Below are 18,740 nucleotides of genomic sequence, written 5' to 3'. Positions count from 1 at the left end.
CAGCGGACGCCTCACGGTAGGTGTCCCGGCTCAAGAGGTCTTCGAAGCCCGCTGGAGATACTCCCCCGGGCCGCCGCACCGGCCCGGGGAGTCACGCGGGGACCGCGGCCAGGTGGCCCCCCACCGGCCGGGGCAGCGGGAAACTGCGAAGCTCCGAGCGGCTCCAGGGGAAGCCGTAGCCGAGGTGGAGCACCGGGTCCTGGGCCGCGTCGGCGGGCACGGCGACGGCCACCAGCACGCCGGGCACCGGCTCCAGTTCGACGAACCGCCACGGACGGGCCGTGTCGTCGGCGGGCGGCGTGAAGGCGCGTACGCCGCGTTCGTCGTCCAGGGTGAAGACGAACGCGTCGAAGGGCAGTCCGAGGCCGAGCCCGCGGGCCTTGGAATAGGCCTCCTTGAGCGTCCACACCCGCAGTGCCCGCCGGTCGCGGTCCGGGCCCTCGGCCGCCTGCTCGACCCACTCCCGCTCCGGGGCGGCGAAGGTGCGCACGATGGTGGTGATGGCCCGCTCGTCCCGGTCCTCCAGCCGCTCCACGTCCACACCGATGCGATGGCGGCGCACGATGCCCAGCAGGCTGTAGCCGCCCGCGTGGGAGAGGTTGAAGTCCAGCTGGGCCCCGCCGCGCGGCAGTTCACCCGGAGCGGGCCGCAGGAAGGGACGGCCCCGCGCGGAACGCCAGATGACCAGCTCGGCCTCGGCCAGACCCGCCTCCAGCGCCAGCGCGCGCCGCACCAGGGTGTGCGCGAGCAGGTACTGGCGCCGGTCGCGTTCGAACAGGAAACGGCTCGCGGTCTTCTGCTCCTGCGCGTCCAGCCAGTGCGCGGCGAGCAGACCGGCGACCGCGGGCGGCAGGCCGTCATTGGGACACAGCCACAGCTTGACCGGCTCGTCCGTGCCCGCGTCCGCACCCGCGACGCCCACCGGAACAAACGCCGGCACCGGGAACGAGGACGAGGGCGCGACCGGGAACGAGGGCGCGAGCGCGGACAGCGACGGCGGCGGTGACGGCGGCGGGGGTGTCAGGGATGCGGTCACCGCCGTACTCCGTCCGTGCCGCCATCGGGTGCGGACACACCCGCGCCGGACGCCGTCGCGCCCGGGCCGGACTCCACCGGCCTTGCCTGAGGCCCGCGTTGAGACCGCAACCGCACCTGAGACCGGGCGTGAACCTCGGACTCGGACTCGGACTCGGACTCGGACTCGGACTCGGGCTCGGGCTCGGGCTGGGGCTGAGTGTGGAGCTCGGGCTGGGGTTGGGGTTGGGGTCGGGGTCGGGGTTGCAGGACGGTGGGGGGCAGTTCGATCCCCGCGGGGCCGGGGTGCGCGGGCAGTACGGCGCAGATGTCGGCGCCGGCCAGCCACAGCCGCGTCAGCTGTTCGAGGCGGCCGCCCTGCCACAGGGCGGCCACGTAGGCGCGGGTCTCCGCGAGCCCGTCGAGCAGCAGCGGGTCGCCTGCGTCGCGCAGGTCGGCGCTGCGTACGCCCGCCGGGTGCCGGCCGGGGCCGGCGGGCTCGGCGAAGGCGGCCAGCTGTGCGGCCAGGCCGGTGACCGTGTGGGCGACCACCGCCAGACGGCAGCGCAGGGCCGCGCGTCCCAGGCGCAGTTCGTGCGCGACCGCGGCGAGGTCCGCTCCGGGCGGGCCGCCGTGCGCGGCGGCGCCGGTCAGCCAGCGGGCGAACTGCGCCGCGGTGGCGGCCAGCTGCCGGGGCGTGGCGGCGGACAGCAGCACCAGTTCCGCGTGTGCGGGGTGGCGGGCGGGCCGCGGCGGGCCCGGCCGTGCGGGGAGACGGTGGGCGGGGGGCGCCTCCTCCACGACCAGCACGGCGTCCGCGGCCCGCGGCCCGGACACGCCGACCAGGGCCCTGCGGGGCACCGGTGTGCCGTCGTCGCGGCGGGCCGGCTCCCAGACGGCGGGCGCCGCCCGGCCGGGCCCGGGCAGCAGCGTGGCGTGGCGCAACTGCCCCACGGCACGGGCCAGGGCGGCCGCACCGGCGACCACCCCCGCGTCACCCCCCGTGTCACCCGCCGGGCCCGCCGTCCGGGCGCTCTCCCGCACAGCGATGCCCAGCGCCTCCAGTCCGTCCGCCACCACCAGGCCCGCTCCAAGGCCCTCCGGACCGGGATCGGCGGCCGGCACCGACGGCGGCGAAGCGGTCTCATGCGGCCGCGGGCCGGTGCCCGGCCCGTGCGGATCGGCGGCCGGGGCGGTCAGACCCGCCGCGGCCAGGGCCCGGCCGACCAGCCGCGCGTGGTGCGCCACGGCTCCCAGACGGCCCGGGTGACCGGCCGCGCCGGCACGGATCACCGCGTACACACGGTCCCCGGCGGCACGGGCCGCGGACAGCGGCTTGAGCAGCACGACCACCACTCCCCCACCACCGGCACCGACGCCGGCATCCGCGCCGGCGTCAGTGCCGGTGCGGATGCCGGTGCCGGTGCCGGTGTGGATGCCGGTGCCGGTGTCGGTGTGGATGCCGGTGCCGGTGTCGGTGTGGGGCGGCTGATGTGCCGGACGCGGCGGCAGCTCGACCGCGCCGGCCAGCGCCGCCTCGCACTCCCCCGCGCGCAGCGCGCCGAGTGCGAGGTGCAGCGCGGTGAGGAAGGAGGACGCGCCGGTGTCGACGCTCAGGCTGGGCCCGCGCAGGTCGAGCAGCCGCGACAGCCGCCCGGCCGGTCCGGGCCCGCCCGGCGTGTACCCCGTCGGCGTGTGCCCGGTCGGCGTGTGCCCGGTCGGCGTGTTGTCTGCCGGGCCGGCGGCGAGGTAGACACCGACGCTGCGCCCCGCGTGGTCGGGGCCGGTGAGCCGGTCGGTCCGTGCTCCGGCGTATCCGGCGCTCTCCAGGGTCTGCCACGCGCTGCGCGCCAGCAGGCGTTCACGGGAGTCCAGGACGGCCGCGCCGGCGGTGTCGGGGCCGAACAGGGCGAGCAGGCCGGCGTCGAACTCCCGTGTGCCGTCCGTGAATCGGTCCCCTCCCCGCGGGGGTGATGCCGTGGGGGTGTGTTGTTCCAGGGCGTGGTGCCAGAAGGCGTCCAGGTCGTCGGCGTACGGGAAACAGCCCTGCATTCCCACGACGGCGCACGGCTCGGCGCCGCCGGCACCGGGGCCGGGCGGTGGCTCGCGGTCCGCCGCGGGCCGCACCGCGGGGCGAGGCCGCGCCGGCGTTCCGGCCGGCGATGCGGCGCCGCCCAGCAGGGCCACGGCGTGCTCGCGCTGCAGGGTGCCGCCTTTGAACCGCGTCAGGATCTCGCGGGTGTCCATCACCGTGTGCCCTTCGTGTCAGGCGGAACGGGCCGCCAGCAGGGCAGCCGCCTCGTCGATGCTGAGCACCTCGTCGCGCACCGCGTCCAGCAGGGCGTTCAGGTCGATCTCCACGGCCCGCGGCGGGTGCGCGGGGCCGGACGCGGGAGCAGACCCGGACGCGGACGCGGGCGCGGGGCCGGGTGCGGGCGCGGGGCCGGGTGCGGGGCCGGTGGTGCGGGTGTCCGTCACCTGCGCGGTGACGTGTGCGGCCATCGCCGCGAGGTCGGGGTGGTCGTAGAGCAGGTCGGTCTGCTCGCTGAGGCCGTAGGTGCGGTTGATGCCGGCCAGGAACTCCGCGGCCAGGATGGAGTCCAGTCCCAGCGCGGCGAACGGCGCGCTCACGTCGATGTCCTGCGCGGCGCAGTGCAGGATCCCGGCGAGCTGCGTACGCAGGGTGTCGGTGACGGTGTCCGGTCCCGCGAGGGGCCACGGGCCCGCACCGCGCACCGCAGCCGCAGCCGCAGCCGGGGACGGGGACGGGGACGGGGCTCTGGCCGGGTCGGGCCGCCCGTCACCGTGCCGCGGGGCGGGGCCGGGGTGCGGCAGGGGCCCGGGCGCGGCGAGTTCGGCCGCGACGTGCCGGGCCAGTGCCTCCGGGGTGGGGTGGTCGTACAGGGCGGTGGCCGCGACCTGGGTGCCGTAACGGGCGTTGAGCGCCGCGACGAACTCGAGGGACAGCATCGAGTCCAGGCCCAGCAGCCGGAAGGACTCCTGCGTGTCGAGGGTCTGCGGCTCGACCCGCATCATGCCCGCCAGTACCGCGGTGAGCTCGGCGAGCACGTCGGCCGCCGGCGTCGGCGAGGCCGTGTGCGGATGAGGGGCGGAGGTCATGAGGGGCGTCTCCAAGGGGTCGATCCCGGGTGGCCGTCCTGGCATTGTGGGCGCCGCCGCCCTCGCGCCACATCCCCGGCCGTGGTGATCCCGCCGAAGGCGACTGGCTCCCGGGAACCAGCCGGCGCCCGGAGCCTCCGCCCAAAGAGTGAGCCGCCGGCCCGGTTCCCCTCATCCCTGCCCGTACCCGCGGCGGCAATCAACGGCGGCTGCCGGCCCGCGCGTCGGTCTCCCGGCGGGCATGGGCGGGGTGCGCCCGCCGGGCCCGTCCGGCAGGCAACCCGCGGTCCGGGCAGGGGAGTCGCGCCACTGGTCCCGCGGGTAGGGGTGCCGTCCCTCCGGCCCGCGGACGCGGCGCGTTCGGCCGGCTCCCGCAACCGCGCGCAGCCCGCGCGCCGGCCGCCGGGCGGCACACCACCCGCCCCGCCGCACCACCCGGACGGCGGGGCCGCGCCGACCACCCGGCCTGCCCGGACCGCCCGAGCCGCGCGGACCATCCGGACCACCCGAGCCGCCCGGTCCGTCCGGACCACCCGGACCTCCCGGTCCGTCCGGAGCCGGCGAACCGCCCTTCGGCCCCGCGCAGTTGCTGCCGGCCGCCGCGCACGGCCGCCGCCCGCACGTCCGCCGCCCGCACGGCAGGGGCCCGCACGGCAATGACCCGCACGGCAGTGACCCGCGCCGCTGCCGCGTGGGCGGTGCGGGGTCAGCGGGCCCGTGCGGGCGCGGGGGGTCCCGCGCCGTCGAACGGTGCGGGCACCGCTGCCGTCTCCGGCGCCGCCGTCTGGATGGAGTGCTGCAGCCGCCGCAGCCGCGGCGAGGGCTCCAGGCCCAGGTCGTTGACGAGGGTGGCGCGCAGCTGGTGGTAGACGCTGAGCGACTCGCTGCGCCGGCCGGAGCGGTGCAGGGCCAGCATGAACTGGGCGTGCAGGTTCTCGTGGGTGCGGTAACGGCTGGTCAGCACGGTCAGTTCGGGCAGCAGTTCACGGTGGCGGCCCAGCCGCAGATCGGCCTCGATGCGCTGGTCCAGCGCGCACAGCCGGCTCTCCTCCAGCCGCCGGGTCTCCATCGCCAGCTGCGCCCCGGCCTGCACGTCGGCGAACGCGGCCCCCGTCCACAGCTGCAGCGCCCCGGCCAGGGTGCGGGCCGCCTCGGCGAAGGCCCCCTGGTCCATGGCCCGGTAGCCCTCCCCCGCCAGCCGCTCGAACTCGCGCACGTCGCTGCTGCCGCCGCCGGAGACGAGCAGATAGCCGCCCGGCAGGGTCATCAGGACGTCCTTGGCGCCGCTGCGGCCGTGCTCGAGCGCCTGCGCGATGAGCTCGCGCAGCTGCAGCACGTACGTCTGCAGGGTGGTACGGGCGCTGCGCGGCGGGGAGTTGCCCCACAGTTCCTCGATGAGGGCCGCGACGGGCACCACCTGGTCGGCACGGAGCGCGAGCAGCGCCAGGACCTGCCGCGGTTTCGGCGCCGTGGGGGTGATGGACACCCCGTTCTCCCGCACTGCCAGTGCGCCCAGTACGTCGATGTCCACGCCGTCTCCCCTGCTCGGTGTCCCGTGCCGCACCCCCGATTACAAAACAGCGCATCCGGTCTGTCAATACCCGACCGGTCATGCTGTTTTAATGGGGGTGGGGAGAGGCCGTCCGTCTGCGGCCCGTACGCCGCCGGGGAGGGGCGGCCGCCAGGCGTCCTGCGCAACTCCGGGCCGGTTCCGTCCTGTTCCGGCCTCCTCCGGTACGGCGGGGAGCGGCGGGGCGGGACCGGCCGGCGTCCCGCAAAGCAGACCGCAGGGTCTGCTCCTGGTGCGGAATACCGGGCGGAAAGCGGAGCGGCGGGAAGTGCGGGGGCGCCGGGGCGGTGCGGTGCGGGTGCCGGGGCGGGGCGTGGTGGGGCGGGGCGGTGCGGGTGCCGTGGGCGGTCCGCGGGGTTACTGAGGGGGGTTGCCGTGTTTGCGGGAGGGCAGGTCGGCGTGTTTGGCGTGCAGCATCGCCAGCGAGCGGATGAGGACCTCGCGGGTCTCGGCGGGGTCGATGACGTCGTCGACCAGGCCGCGTTCGGCCGCGTAGTAGGGGTGCATGAGTTCGGCCTTGTACTCCTTGACCATGCGGGCGCGCATGGCCTCGGGGTCGGCGGCGTCGGCGATCTGGCGGCGGAAGATGACGTTGGCGGCGCCCTCGGCGCCCATCACGGCGATCTCGTTGGTGGGCCACGCGTAGGTGAGGTCCGCGCCGATGGACTGGGAGTCCATGACGATGTAGGCACCGCCGTACGCCTTGCGCAGGATCAGCGAGATCCTCGGCACCGTCGCGTTGCAGTACGCGTACAGGAGCTTCGCGCCGTGCCGGATGATCCCGCCGTGTTCCTGGTCCACACCGGGCAGGAAGCCGGGCACGTCCAGCAGGGTGAGGATGGGGATGTTGAAGGCGTCGCACATCTGCACGAACCGGGCGGCTTTTTCGGAGGCCTCGATGTCCAGGACGCCGGCGAGGGTCTGCGGCTGGTTGGCGACGATGCCCACCACCTGGCCGTCCAGGCGGGCCAGCGCGCAGATGATGTTGCGGGCCCAGCGCTCGTGGACCTCGAGGTAGTCGCCGTCGTCGACGAGTTCCTCGATGACCTTCGTCATGTCGTAGGGCCGGTTGCCGTCCGCGGGCACCAGGTCGAGGAGGATCTCGCCGCGCCGGCCGGCCGGGTCGTGGGCGGTGGTGTGCGGGGGGTTCTCGCGGTTGTTCTGCGGCAGCATCGACAGGAGGTAGCGGACCTCGGCGAGGCAGGTCTCCTCGTCGTCGTAGGCGAAGTGGGCCACGCCGCTGGTCTCGGCGTGCACGTCGGCGCCGCCCAGCCCGTTCTGGCTGATCTCCTCACCGGTGACGGCCTTGACCACGTCCGGGCCGGTGATGAACATCTGCGAGGTCTCACGGACCATGAACACGAAGTCGGTCAGGGCCGGCGAATAGGCCGCGCCGCCCGCGCACGGGCCGAGCATCACCGAGATCTGCGGGATGACACCGGAGGCCTTGGTGTTGCGCTGGAAGATGCCGCCGTAGCCGGCCAGCGCGGAGACGCCCTCCTGGATCCGGGCGCCCGCGCCGTCGTTGAGGGAGACCAGCGGCGCACCCGCCGCGATGGCCATGTCCATGATCTTGTGGATCTTCGTGGCGTGCGCCTCGCCGAGCGCGCCGCCGAAGATACGGAAGTCGTGCGCGTAGACGAAGACCGTACGGCCCTCCACCGTGCCCCAGCCGGTGATCACACCGTCCGTGTACGGCTTCTTGGCCTCCAGGCCGAAGCCGGTCGCCCGGTGCCGGCGCAGCTGCTCGACCTCCTGGAAACTGTCCTCGTCCAGCAGCAGGGCGATGCGTTCGCGGGCGGTCAGCTTGCCCTTGGCGTGCTGGGCGGCGGTCGCCTTCTCGCTGGGGCCCAGCCGGGCCGCCTCACGGATCGCGTGCAGTTCCGCCACGCGGCCGCGGATGTCGGTCGGCCCCGGCTCGACGGGGGCGGGGGCAGTGGTCATTGCCATGTCAGGTCCCTTTCTGGACGAGGTCCGTATCACTGCCAGCCGCGCGGGCCGCGGTAGGCCCGGGGCCTCCTCCACCAGCGGGAGCCGTTGACCGGCCTGCCCCGGCGGGCGGGTGCGCCGCCCGCGCTGAGCGCGAGCAGCACCACGGTGAGTGCGGCCAGTTCCTCTTCGCTGGCCCGCCCGCGTTCCACGCGCAGGACGGGCTCGTACTGGTCCGGGGTGCCCATACCTCCTCCCTCCTCCTTCAGCCTTGGGGACACCATCGGTCACCGCGCTCAAGGACCGCTCTCACTGCGCTCGAAGAGCGCTCCACGCCGCCGCCCGCGACCACAGGACGGCCCGGGCACACCACGCCGCGGCCGCCGCGGCCGGACACGGCCCAAACGCGGCAGAACAAGGACAGGACGCGGCAGGGCAGGGCGGGACGGGGCAAGGCGAGGCGGGGCGGGGCGGGGCGGGGGGCTGGGCGGGGCGGGGCTGGGGGGAAACGCTTCGGCCAGTTGCGGTGGGGGCGGGGCGGGCGGGAGGTGCCCGGCGGGGCGGGCCGGGACGGCGGGGGCGGGTCGTGCGCCCCCGGTGCGCGGCGGGTGCGGGGCGGGGCGCGGACGTGATGTCTTGACGGCGCCCGCGGCGGTGATTACGGATGCCGCCGGCAGCGGCGCGGGCGCACGGAAAGGGCCGACGGTAACCGTCTGGAGTGCGGCGACGGCGGAATCAGGAGTTCGATTCGAGCCGCGCTGCGCGCGTCCTCCAGCGCCCCGGACGGCGTGCGTGAGACCGGACTTGGAAGTCCGCTCGAGAACGGCTCCAGGAAATCGCTGGCGAGGGACGGCCGCGGCTAGCGTGAGCGGCGGCGCGGATTTCTGGCCACAAAAAGGAACGGGACAAGGAGCTCGACGACATACGGAGGAGACCGGTGAGGATTCAGGTTCTGGGTCCGTTGAGTGCCGAGGTCAACGGGGGATCCATCGTTCCGAGCGCGGGCAAGCCGCGGCAGATCCTGTCGCTGCTGGCGTTGTATCCCGGACGGGTGATGCCCGTCCCGACCCTCATGGAGGAGATCTGGGCGACGCAGCCCCCGCAGAGCGCACTGACGACCCTGCAGACCTACATCCTGCAGCTGCGCCGGCGGCTGGGCACCGCGATGGGGCCCGGCGCGCCGGGCGGCGCCAAGGAGGTACTGGCCACCCGGCACGGCGGCTACCTGCTGCAGATCCCGCCCGACAGCGTCGACGTGCACCAGTACGACCGTCTGACACGGGAGGGACAGACCGCGTTCGAGAGCGGCGACGACGAGGTCTCCGCCGCCCGCTTCCGCGAGGCCCTGGGACTGTGGGAGGGCCCCGCCCTGGTCGACGTACGCCTGGGGCCGGTCCTGGAGATCGAGGTGGTCCGGCTGGAGGAGAGCCGGCTGGTCACCGTGGAGCGGCGCATCGACGCCGACCTGCGGCTGGGCCGGCACGCCGAACTCATCGCCGAGCTCATCGAACTGACCGCCCGTCACCCCCAGCACGAGGGGCTGCACTCGCAGGCCATGGTGGCGCTCTACCGCTCCGGCCGGCAGGCCTCCGCCCTGGAGGTCTACCGCAGACTGCGGGTCCGGCTGATCGAGGACCTGGGCGTGGAACCCTCCCCCCAGCTGCAACGGCTGCACCAGGCCGTCCTCACCGTCGACCCCCAGCTGGACGTACTGGCCGGACCGCGCCACAGCTCCACCTACGACCTGTTCACGGCCTGAGCCCGAACCCGCACCCGAACCCGAACACCGAGCCCGCGAGCAGGAGGGCGGAAACGGGAACGCGAGCGGGAGCGGGGACGGGAGCGGGAGACGGGCAGCACGGCCGCCGCCGGGCAGCCTGCGGCCCCCCGAAGACCCGGCCGGTGACAGCACGACAGGAAACCGGCCCGGGCCCGCCACCCCGGCCCCTGGCCCTGGCCCGGTTCGGCACCGGGCCTGGGCGGGGCGCGGGGGCCGCCTGCATTCCCGCCCGCCACGGGCCGGGGGCCGCGCAGGGCGCGGGGCGCGGGGGCCGCGTGAATTCCCCGCCGGTCCCGGCTCGGCCCGGTCCCGGGCGGTGCCGGGGCCGGGCCGTTTTGTGCGCGTGCGGACGCCGCCGCGGAACCGGTGCGCTCTCCCCGGCCCTTCAACTCCTCGACGGGAACGGGGTAGGGGCGCATCCGTGCGTGCGGGTCCGCCCACGGTCCCGAACCTGCCGCAACAGCGGCGGGCAACGACGGCGGGGATGGTCCGCCCCGGCGGTGTCCCGGCAGCGCCGCGCAGCGGTGGCCGCCGGGACACCGCCGTCCGCGTCCCGCCCGGCCCCGCGCGTGGCGGCCGGGCGCGAACACGCCGCCGCAACACCCTCCTTCGCGACCCCCTGCTTCGCGGGCCCTCTGCTTCCCTCGGGCGGCGGGGCCGCTGGTGCGCCCGCCCGGGCAACGCCCTGTCCCCGCCCTGACGCCCCGACGCCCCGACGCTGCTCTGCGCTCACCGGACTTGCGGGCGGCGCCGGCCCGGGGCCGGGGTTCGAAGGGGGCGGGGTTCAGGGGGGCGGGGTGAGGACGGAGCGGACGCCGCGGGCGAGGGCGGCCGCGCTGGCGGCGGCGTCACCGATGCCGGTCATGACCACGGCCGGGGCGGGGCCGGTGGCATACGGCATGTGCTGGGCGAGTTCGTAGGCCGCCCGCCCGCCGGGCCCGCACCCGCACAGCACCAGCCGCCGGCCCGGCCCCCGGGCCTGGTGCAGTACGGCCTGCGGCGCGCCGGGGGCGCCGTCGACGTGTACGGCCACGATCTTCTCCGGGCCCCGGTGGCCGCGGACGAACAGGTCGTAACTGCCCCTGGGCACACCGGGGACGACGACCAGGCAGATCACGTCCGCGTGGGGGTGTCCGGGCCGCAGCACGCTCAGCGCGGGACGCGGCGGGGGCGGGGCGGGGCGGGCCATCCGCGGGACCGCGGCCCGGGCCAGCACGTCCAGCAGCTGCCCGGCGGTGGCCGCGGCATCCCGGTATCCGGGCAGCGCGCCCAGCAGCCGCACGCACTGCGCGTGCAGGGCGGCGGCGTCCTCGTCGGCCAGACGGGCCCGGTCGTGGACGGCACTGAGGGCCAGACCGCCCTCGGTGTCGTGGCGCGCGGTGAGGGTCAGCGGCCGGCCGGTGGCGCCGGCCGCGGTGCGCGGGCTCTGCACGTCGATGCCCTGGGCGGCGAGTTCACCGCGCAGCGCCTGCGGCAGCAGGAGCGGGCCCTCGAACCGCACCAGGGTGTCGGCGCAGGGATCGGCGAACGTGTCCGGGTCCGTGTCGGTGAACAGACCGGACCCGGACACGGACACGGACCCGGACACGGACGGGGACACGGACGGGAAGGGTGGTCTGCCGCTCCACGCGCGGATCGACTCGGCGCCGGCCCACGGATAGGCGGCCAGGTCCAGGAGCGTGTCGCGGACCTGGTGCAGCAGGCCGGTGAGGGGTTCGTCGGGGTCGACGGTCACGGTCATCGGCAGCGGTCCGTCCAGCGGGCCGGGGATGCCCGCGGCGCCCGGCAGGGCGATGTCCCGGCCGGACAGCTGCACCCCGAAACTCACCGGCAGCGGACCGTGCACATCCGCCGCCCGGTACAGCAGCAGCGCCCACACCAGGTGCAGGGCACTGCTCTCCGCCGCACCGCGCAGGGCCGCCCAGGAACGCAGCCGGAAGGTCTGGGCCGCCCGCAGCCGGGTGTGCAGGAGTCCGGGCCCGTGCTGCCCGGTTCGCCCGCCCGGCCGGCCCGGACGGGTCGCCGTGTGCCGCGGCGGCACGGCCCGCGCCCACAACTGCCGTGCGGCGTCGGTGTTCTGGCCGGCCAGCCAGCGGGCGTGATCCCGCAGATCGGGGCGGCGTTCCCCGCCGGGCAGCACACCGCCCGCGGCGTAGGCGCGGTAGAACTCCCGCAGCAGCAGGTGCACGCCCCGCTCGTCCAGCAGCGCCGGGTGGTAGGTCAGCAGGACCCGCGGCGGCGGGGCCGGCGCCGCCGCCGCGGACGCCCCCCGCAGCAGGGTCAGGCGCAGCAGGCCGGGCCGGTGCAGCGCGAAGCCCCGCGCCCGGTCGCGCCGCAGAAGCTGCGCCCAGGTGACGGCGGTACGGGAGTGGACGGCGATGTCGGCATCGGCGCGGGCGTGCAGCACCAGACGCGGTGAGGCGACCCAGTCGAAACAGGCCCGCAGCACCGACTCCCGGTCCACGACCGACTGCCAGGCCGCGGCGAACCGGGCCACGTCCAGCGGCCCGGACCAGTCCCAGTACAACTGCTCCAGCTGACCGCCCCCGCCACCGGCGCTGTCCCTGCCGTCCCTACCGCCGGTGCTGTCCGTGCAGTCGGCGCAGTCGATGCGGCTGGTGTGGCTGGTGTGTTCGGTGGTGCCGGCGGGGGCGAGGGCCGCGAGCAGCAGGGTCTGCTGGTGTCCGGTGACCGGCAGGACCTCACCGCCCGGCGGAGGCGGGGCCAGCACGTCGGCCAGCAGTTCCGCGGGCAGCGGGACGGGGCCCGGCGCGGCGGGCGGGGTCAGGCGCAGGGTGTGACGGCCGGGCCGGTGACTGTCCAGCGCGACGTCGAAGGCACGGTGGCGCTGCGCGAGGCGGGCGGCGACGCCCTCCGCGTCGGCCGGGCCCAGCGGGCCGCACAGTTCCAGTACGAGCGGGCCCCCCGCCGGGGGCGTACCCGGCTCGTGGACCACGGCGAGAACGGCGCCCCGCGGCGCGTACCGGCTGCTCATCCGCCCTCCCGGGAACCAGGGACCACACCCGCGGCACACCAGCGGACCGGCCCCCCGCTCCCCCTACCGCACCTACCGCATCGGCCGGGCCGGCCCCGCGCGGTCAACAGACCCGGCACCACCGGCAGGACCGGCAGGACCGGCCGGGCGGACCGGGCGGGCTGTGCGGGCTGTGCGGGCTGTGCGGGTTGAGGGGAGCGTGGGGACACGCAGGATCGTGGTGCCCGGCCGGTGTCCGGCCGGGCGGCGGCGAAAGCTGCCGCCCGGCCTGCCGCCGGCGGCACGGGGCCGCGCGGGGGCGGGCGGGGCGGTGTGCGGTGGGGTGGCTGCACGGTGGTTCACGACGCCCGCCTCTCGTCATGTCGGCTGTGCGCCGGAGCTGCCCGGCAGCGGCCAGCCTAGCGTCGCCGCAGGTGGGAGGCCTGTTTCCTCGAGCGGGTGTGGAGCGGGCCGCGAAGGGGTCTCGACCGGGAGCAGCGGATGGTGGGCGGCGCTGACGAGATAGCGGTCGTGGACGAGGTGGGTGGCGAGAATCCACCGCGGCGCGCCGGCCGGTTCGTCGGCCAGGACCGTACGGCCCTGCTCGTCGCGGCTGAAGCCGAACGCAGCGAAACGGCGCCGCATGCCGTGCCCGAGTGCCTTGGTGTAGGCCTCCTTGAGCGTCCACAGGTGCAGCAGCCGCGCCGTGCGGTCGTCCTCGGGCAGCGCGGCGAGTTCGGCGGCCTCGGCGGGGGTGCACACGTAGGGGTGCAGCAGCTCGAAGGACGGCCGGCGGGTGACGGGCTCGGCGTCCACCCCGATCGGCCCGGTACGGCTGACGGCGACCACGATCAGCTCGTCGGTGTGGGCCAGGCTCACCTCGGTGCCGGCCAGGCCGCGCAGATGGGGGCGGCCGCCGGGCCGGTAGGCGAGGTCGAGGGCGTCCGCGGGCAGGTGCAGCGCGGCGGCCGCGGTGTGTTTGAGGACCATCCGCGAGGCGGCGAAACGCAGCCGGCCGGCCGGCGCGGCCGTCTGCCGGTAACGCGGCCAGTCACGGCCGAGCAGGCCCCGCAGTCCCGGATCCAGCAGCGCGGCCGCCAGCCACTGCCCCCAGGTGGTGTGCACCAGGACGTGACCGCGGCCGGTGAGCTGGTCGCGGACCTCCTCCCAGGGACCCTCGGGACCCGCCACGTGCAGCGGCGGCCCGAGCAGCCCCCCGCTCCCCCGCCCCTGCCCCTGCCCGCTCCCCGGACCCACCCGGCCCACCAGATCCCCCAGTTCCCCCAGATCCGCCGGTGCCGCCGATGCCGGCAGTCGCGCCGGTTCCGGCAGTTGCACCGGTTTCGGCAGTTGCGCCGGTTCCGGCAGTTGCACCGGTTCCGGGCCTCCCGTGCCCGCCCCGTCCGGGACGGGGATGTCCGGGGCGGGGATGTCCGGGGCGGGGAGGTCCGGGTGGGAGGGGTGCGGGCGGGACGACGGGTGGGGGCGGGCGGGGCCGGTGCCGCCCGGGGCGGCCGGGCCGTGTCCGGTCACCACAGCAGCCGGGTCGCGTAGATGTCGCAGTCCACGCCGTGCCGGACCCGGTCGGCGAGTTCCGCCCACACCTGTTCGCGCGGGTCGGCGGCCGGGCCGGGCAGCGGCACCCCGAGCCGTTCGGTGATGCCCGACAGTGCCAGCAGCGCCCAGTGCGGGCCGCCCAGGAACAGACCGCGCCCGTCGTCGGCCCCCTCCTGGACCCCGAGCACGGCGGCGGCCAGCCACAGCAGCGCCTGACGGTCCGCCAGCGCCCGTACGGCCGGACCGTCAGGACCGTCCTGGCCCGCCGCGCGGCACGGACGGCGCAGCGCGCGCTGCTCGCTCAGCAGCCGCCGGGCCGCACCGGCCAGCGCGGCACGGTCCGGATCACCGCCGGCCGCACGGCCGGCCGCACGCAGCAGCCCCGACAGCACCACACCGTCCCCGCCCCGCCCGTCCCCGCCCTGCCCGTCCCCGCCCTGCCGGTTCGCGGCGGGACCGGAGACCAGGTGGGTGTCGCAGGCAAGGTCGGGGTGGGTGTCAGGGTCGGGGTGGGTGTCGGGGTCGGGGTGGGGGTCGGCGAGGCGGAACAGGGCAGGGAGGGCGGCGGGGTGCGGGGGGCGGGGGCTCTCGGCCAGCGCCGGCAGAGCCCGTACCAGGTGGGTCTGCCAGGACCCGGCGGCTGCCGCGTCCACGCCGGCCGCCGGGAGGTCGCCGGCCAGTTTCGCCAGCATGCGGCCCTCGAGGCCGGCGGGCCCGTGGCCGCACTCGGTCAGGACCAGTTCGAGCTGGGCCAGTACGTCGGCCACTACCGTCGGCACCACGTAGCCGGTCACCGCGGGCAGCAGCGCACCGGACGCGGGACGCATCGGGCGGCGCAGCGCCACGCTGGTCAGGCTCTCGCAGGCCAGCAGGTCGGCGAAGACGGTGGCGAGCACCGGCCGCCACTGCCGCAGGGCCGGCTCGCTGTGGCAGCGGCCGGCCACGATCCGGGCGGCCTGGCGCAGCACGGTGCCGGTGGCGGCCAGCAGCGCGGCCGGCCCCAGCAGGGCGGCGGGCACCGGGCACGCCCGCGCGGCCGCGGCGCAGGCCTGTCCCAGGGCCACGTCCCGGCGCAGGACCGGCCGCAGGGCACGCACCAGCTGGTCGGCGGACCGTATCCGGCCAAGGCCTGCCGCCGCCAGGAGCCCGGCCCGGCCCTCCCCCGCACCGCCCGCACCGCCCGCGGTGACTGCGGTGATGCGGGCGGTGCTGCCGTTGATGCGGTCGGTGGTGCTGGTGGTGGTGAGGGCGGGCAGGCCGTAGGGGTTGGCGGCGTCCCGGGGGTCGCCGAGCAGGGCGTCCAGGCGCAGCGCGGCGAGTGCCACCTCCAAGGGCGGGGGCAGTGCGGCATAGCGGTGCGCGACGCCCCGGCGGGGCCCGGGTACCACCGCACCACTGCCACGGCCACTGCCACTTCCGCTGCCACTGCCGCTGCCGCTGCCGGGGCTGTGGCTGTGGCTGTGGCCGTGGCTGGTGGGCCGGTCGGGCGGGAGGGCGGCGGGGACGGTGCGGGGGGCGGGACGGGTGACGGCCATGGGCGGCCTCCTGTTCATCTGTTCATCGCAGACGGCGGACGGTGCTCTCCGCATGCCACTTGGCCAGGCCCAGTGCCTGTCTGTCGGCCCGGGACAGCCAGCCCTGCACATACCGGCGGGCCTCCAGGAGGCTGGTGTCCTCGCCGAGTTCCCGGGCGACGGCGTCCTGCCGGAGCATCACCCGGTGGGCGGCGACGACCGTCACCCCGGAGGCGTCCGGCAGCAGGGACCACTCGCCGCTGTGGGCGGCGAGCAGGCGGGGCGGGAGCGTCTCCTTGTAGACGATCCGGCCGGCGTGCGGGAAACACAGCCGTACCGCCCGGGTGGTGACGGTCCCTCCGCCCTCCGCGGCGCAGGTGTCCACCCGCACCACCTGGATGCCCGGCGCGTCCTCGCGCACGCGGGTCCCCTCGACGTGCGGCAGCCGCTCCTGCCAGTCCCCGATCCGGTAGAGGAAGTCGTAGACCAGCTCGGCGGGGCCCTCCACACGGATCCGGTCCTCGAAGGACAGCAGCAGCTCGTCGAGGTCCTCCCACTGTTCGGCCGCCCCGCGGACCTGGCCGAGCCGGCGCCCTACGTCGGCGGCCGCATCACCGCGCAGGCGGCTGTCGCCCGCGGCGAGCAGCACGGGCAGCAACCGTTCCTGACGCAGGCTCAGCACGCACCGTGTCTCACCCGCCGGGCGCACCGTCCACACCCCCGAGGTCACCATGCCCGGGCGGGCCTGGTCCTCCTCCTCGAAGACGACACTACGGTCCTGCGGCCGCAGGACGCGCCGGGTGTGCCAGGAGCGGACGTGGCCGCCCGGGGCACCGGCCTCGTCGGCCACCTCCCACACCAGCAGCCGTTCCCGCACGCCGTCGAAGTCCACCCGCTCGACGTGCACATGAGAGGGCAGGAACACCGGCCAGCGCACGGCATCGGCCAGCAGGCCGTAGACCACACCGGCCGGAGCGGCCACCTCCACGGCGTCCTCGCCGGCGTGCACGCGCGACGACATGCCTGCCCCTCCTCCTGCGGATACCCCCACCCTGCCCCACCCCACTCGAGCCCGACTCGCGCCCGCACCGACCCCCGCCACTCCCGGCCGGCACGCCACCCCGAACCCCCGAACAACCCCGCCGACCGGACAGCCCCGCCGACCCCGCCGACCCTGCCGACCCGCACGGCATGCACCGGCATGCACCGGCACGACGGGACGCGACAGGGGGCACGACAGGTACCGGCTTGGCACAGGCTGGCGAGTGGCTTCGCGCGGCCCGGCCCGGGTTCACGCCCGGCACCGCCGTACCGCACGCCCGGCGCGGCGCGGCGTGTCCAGGCCCCCGAGCGGGCGGCCCGCGCCGCACACCAGACCCCGCCGGGCCCCCGGCCAAAGCCCGGCCGGATGCCCGTACCCCGGGGGCCTGCGCCAGGTCCCGGACCGCCCGGCGTGGCTTGGCGCGGCTTGGCGATCCAGTCGGTCCGGGCGGACCGGGCTGCACCCTTCGGCGCCGGGCCCACACGGGGAGGAACAAGGAGCCCCGGGCCGGGGAGTTGGGGACCGCAGCCAGGGAAGTGAGGCCGGCGACCAGCGGGTTGAGGCCGGTGACCAGGAGATTGAGGCCGGTGACCAGGGTGCTGGGGCGGGGCCAAGTTGGGGGCGGGGCCAGGAGGTTGGGGGGGTGGGGTGGGTCAGCCGACCGGGGCGGCGAGCCGTCCGCTCCCGGCGGGGCCCGTACCGGGACCGGCAGCCCCGGATCCGGATCCGGATCCGGGCATGGCCGTTGCGGCGGGTGAGCCGTCCGGCCGGGCCATCAGGATGGAACGCTGCAGCTTGCCCAGTGCCGCCGACGGCTCCAGGCCCAGGCCGCGTACCAGGGTGGCCCGCAGCCGCTGGTAGGCGTCCAGGGCCTCGCCCCGGCGCCCGGAGCGGTACAGGGCCAGCATGTACTGCCCGCACAGGCTCTCGTGGGTGGGATACCGGCTGACCAGCACGGTCAGCTCGGCGAGCAGTTCACGGTGGCGGCCCAGGCGCAGATCGGCCTCGATGCGCTGGTCCAGCGCGCACAGCCGGCTCTCCTCCAGCCGTTTGACCTGGGTGGCCAGGTGCGGGCCGGCCTGCACGTCGGCCAGCGGCGGCCCGCTCCACAGCGCGAGCGCGGCCCGCAGGTGCCGGGCCGCCTCGGGGAAGTCCGCCCCGTCCATCGCCCGGTAGCCCAGCCCGGCCAGCCGCTCGAACTCCCGCACGTCACTGCTGCCCTCACCGCTCTTGAGGAGATAACCGCCCGGCACCGTCAGCAGCACGTCCTTGGCCGTACGCCGCCCGCCCGGATCCCGCTCCAGCGCCGCGGTGATCAGCTCACGCAGCTGCAGGATGTACGTCTGCAGGGTGGGCCGTGCACTGCGCGGCGGCTGCGCGCCCCACAGTTCCTCGCTCAGCATGCCCACCGGCACCATCTGGTCGGCGTGCAGGACCAGCAGCGCCAGCACCTGCCGCGGCTTGGGAGCGGTCGGGGTGATCGAGATGCCCTTCTCCCGCACAGCAAGTGTGCCGAGTATGTCGGTGTCCACGCCGTCTCCCCTGTCCGTTCGCTGCCATTTGCCAGAGCCCGCGACCACGCACGGCCACCGCCGCCCCGCCGCGAAAGCAGGCCGGCCCCGGCCCGGGCCCCGGTACCGGCCCACCGGCGTCAGATCCTCAGATCGTCCGCCCCGCCGGTCCGCCGGTCTTCAGGTGCGCCCGGCAACCGATCTGCCGGCCCGTCAGCAGGCCCTGTCCCGACGGGACTTGTCGGGGTCGCGGACCGACTGCCGTCTCCGTGCCTCCCGGCACACCCGAGTAAAAAACAGCATGGACGGTATGTCAATCTCAAACCGGTCGTCGTGTTTTCTCTCCGCCGGCACTCGAGACCCCCTCCAGGGAACCCGACTTTTGCCGCACAACGCCCCGGCCAGGCGGAACACGGGCCCTCCGGGCCCGCTCCCCGCACGACTTGACCTCTCCATTGCCGCACCATGCGGTCTGTTTACCCGGGTGCGGGTCCAGCCCCCGCACGGAACAGGCCGGATCCCGCCCCGCCGGACAGAACCGGTCCGCCGCACCGCACACGGAACCGGCCCGCCGCCGGAAGCCGGGGGCAAGGCCGCAGATCCGCCGCCGGGAACCGGCCTTGCCGCCGGCCGCCGCCAGGGGGACCGGAGATCCGCCGCCGGGGCGGAGCCGGTCCCGGCGCCGGTCCCGGCGGGGCCGGTCTCGGCGGCGGGGGGGGCGGGGCCAGT

At 76.1% G+C, this 18,740-nt stretch carries 12 protein-coding genes; 1 reads left to right on the top strand and 11 read right to left on the bottom strand.

Annotated features, from left to right (window positions below; translation table 11 throughout):
- Window positions 1–91: 91 nt before the first annotated feature.
- From OG199_RS42740 to OG199_RS42715, 6 genes are all read right to left on the bottom strand, one after another.
- Window positions 92–1,036, bottom strand: a complete 945-nt coding sequence (locus tag OG199_RS42740) for a 4'-phosphopantetheinyl transferase family protein (RefSeq protein ID WP_405827283.1) — start codon at window positions 1,034–1,036, stop codon at window positions 92–94.
- Complete coding sequence (locus OG199_RS42735) at window positions 1,033–3,261, bottom strand: beta-ketoacyl synthase N-terminal-like domain-containing protein (protein ID WP_405827285.1); 2,229 nt, start codon at window positions 3,259–3,261, stop codon at window positions 1,033–1,035. The genes OG199_RS42740 and OG199_RS42735 overlap by 4 nt, the downstream gene beginning before the upstream one ends.
- A gap of 18 nt (window positions 3,262–3,279) precedes the next feature.
- Window positions 3,280–4,134 carry a phosphopantetheine-binding protein gene (locus OG199_RS42730; protein ID WP_405827287.1) on the bottom strand — a complete coding sequence of 285 codons (855 nt, stop codon included), beginning with the start codon at window positions 4,132–4,134 and terminating at the stop codon, window positions 3,280–3,282.
- A gap of 706 nt (window positions 4,135–4,840) precedes the next feature.
- Window positions 4,841–5,665, bottom strand: a complete 825-nt coding sequence (locus tag OG199_RS42725) for an AfsR/SARP family transcriptional regulator (RefSeq protein ID WP_356807323.1) — start codon at window positions 5,663–5,665, stop codon at window positions 4,841–4,843.
- 396 nt (window positions 5,666–6,061) lie between these two features.
- Window positions 6,062–7,648: an acyl-CoA carboxylase subunit beta gene (locus tag OG199_RS42720; protein ID WP_405834378.1), complete on the bottom strand. Its 1,587-nt coding sequence runs from the start codon at window positions 7,646–7,648 to the stop codon at window positions 6,062–6,064.
- Between the two features lie 35 nt (window positions 7,649–7,683).
- Complete coding sequence (locus tag OG199_RS42715) at window positions 7,684–7,881, bottom strand: acyl-CoA carboxylase subunit epsilon (protein ID WP_356365402.1); 198 nt, start codon at window positions 7,879–7,881, stop codon at window positions 7,684–7,686.
- Between the two features lie 689 nt (window positions 7,882–8,570).
- On the opposite strand from OG199_RS42715, the gene OG199_RS42710 reads away from it, so the two are divergent.
- Window positions 8,571–9,392, top strand: a complete 822-nt coding sequence (locus tag OG199_RS42710) for an AfsR/SARP family transcriptional regulator (protein WP_168525349.1) — start codon at window positions 8,571–8,573, stop codon at window positions 9,390–9,392.
- 805 nt (window positions 9,393–10,197) lie between these two features.
- On the opposite strand, the gene OG199_RS42705 is transcribed toward OG199_RS42710, so the two are convergent.
- The 5 genes from OG199_RS42705 to OG199_RS42685 form a co-directional block, all read right to left on the bottom strand.
- Entirely contained in the window at window positions 10,198–12,408 is a 2,211-nt protein-coding gene (locus OG199_RS42705) for a condensation domain-containing protein (protein WP_405827290.1), read from the bottom strand.
- A 357-nt stretch (window positions 12,409–12,765) separates the two neighbouring features.
- Complete coding sequence (locus OG199_RS42700) at window positions 12,766–13,923, bottom strand: 4'-phosphopantetheinyl transferase superfamily protein (protein WP_405827292.1); 1,158 nt, start codon at window positions 13,921–13,923, stop codon at window positions 12,766–12,768.
- A complete protein-coding gene (locus OG199_RS42695) occupies window positions 13,917–15,479 on the bottom strand; it encodes a hypothetical protein (RefSeq protein WP_405827294.1) in 1,563 nt (520 codons plus the stop codon). Before OG199_RS42695 ends, OG199_RS42700 begins: the two co-directional genes overlap by 7 nt.
- A 22-nt stretch (window positions 15,480–15,501) precedes the next feature.
- Window positions 15,502–16,479 (bottom strand): SRPBCC family protein, encoded by a 978-nt coding sequence (locus tag OG199_RS42690; protein ID WP_405827296.1) that lies wholly within the window; start codon window positions 16,477–16,479, stop codon window positions 15,502–15,504.
- 674 nt (window positions 16,480–17,153) lie between these two features.
- Window positions 17,154–18,032: a BTAD domain-containing putative transcriptional regulator gene (locus OG199_RS42685; protein ID WP_405827298.1), complete on the bottom strand. Its 879-nt coding sequence runs from the start codon at window positions 18,030–18,032 to the stop codon at window positions 17,154–17,156.
- Window positions 18,033–18,740: the final 708 nt, after the last annotated feature.

This window comes from Streptomyces sp. NBC_01176 (assembly GCF_045039825.1).
Classification (GTDB): Bacteria; Actinomycetota; Actinomycetes; order Streptomycetales; family Streptomycetaceae; genus Streptomyces.
This window is presented reverse-complemented; position numbering and strand designations above follow the sequence as displayed.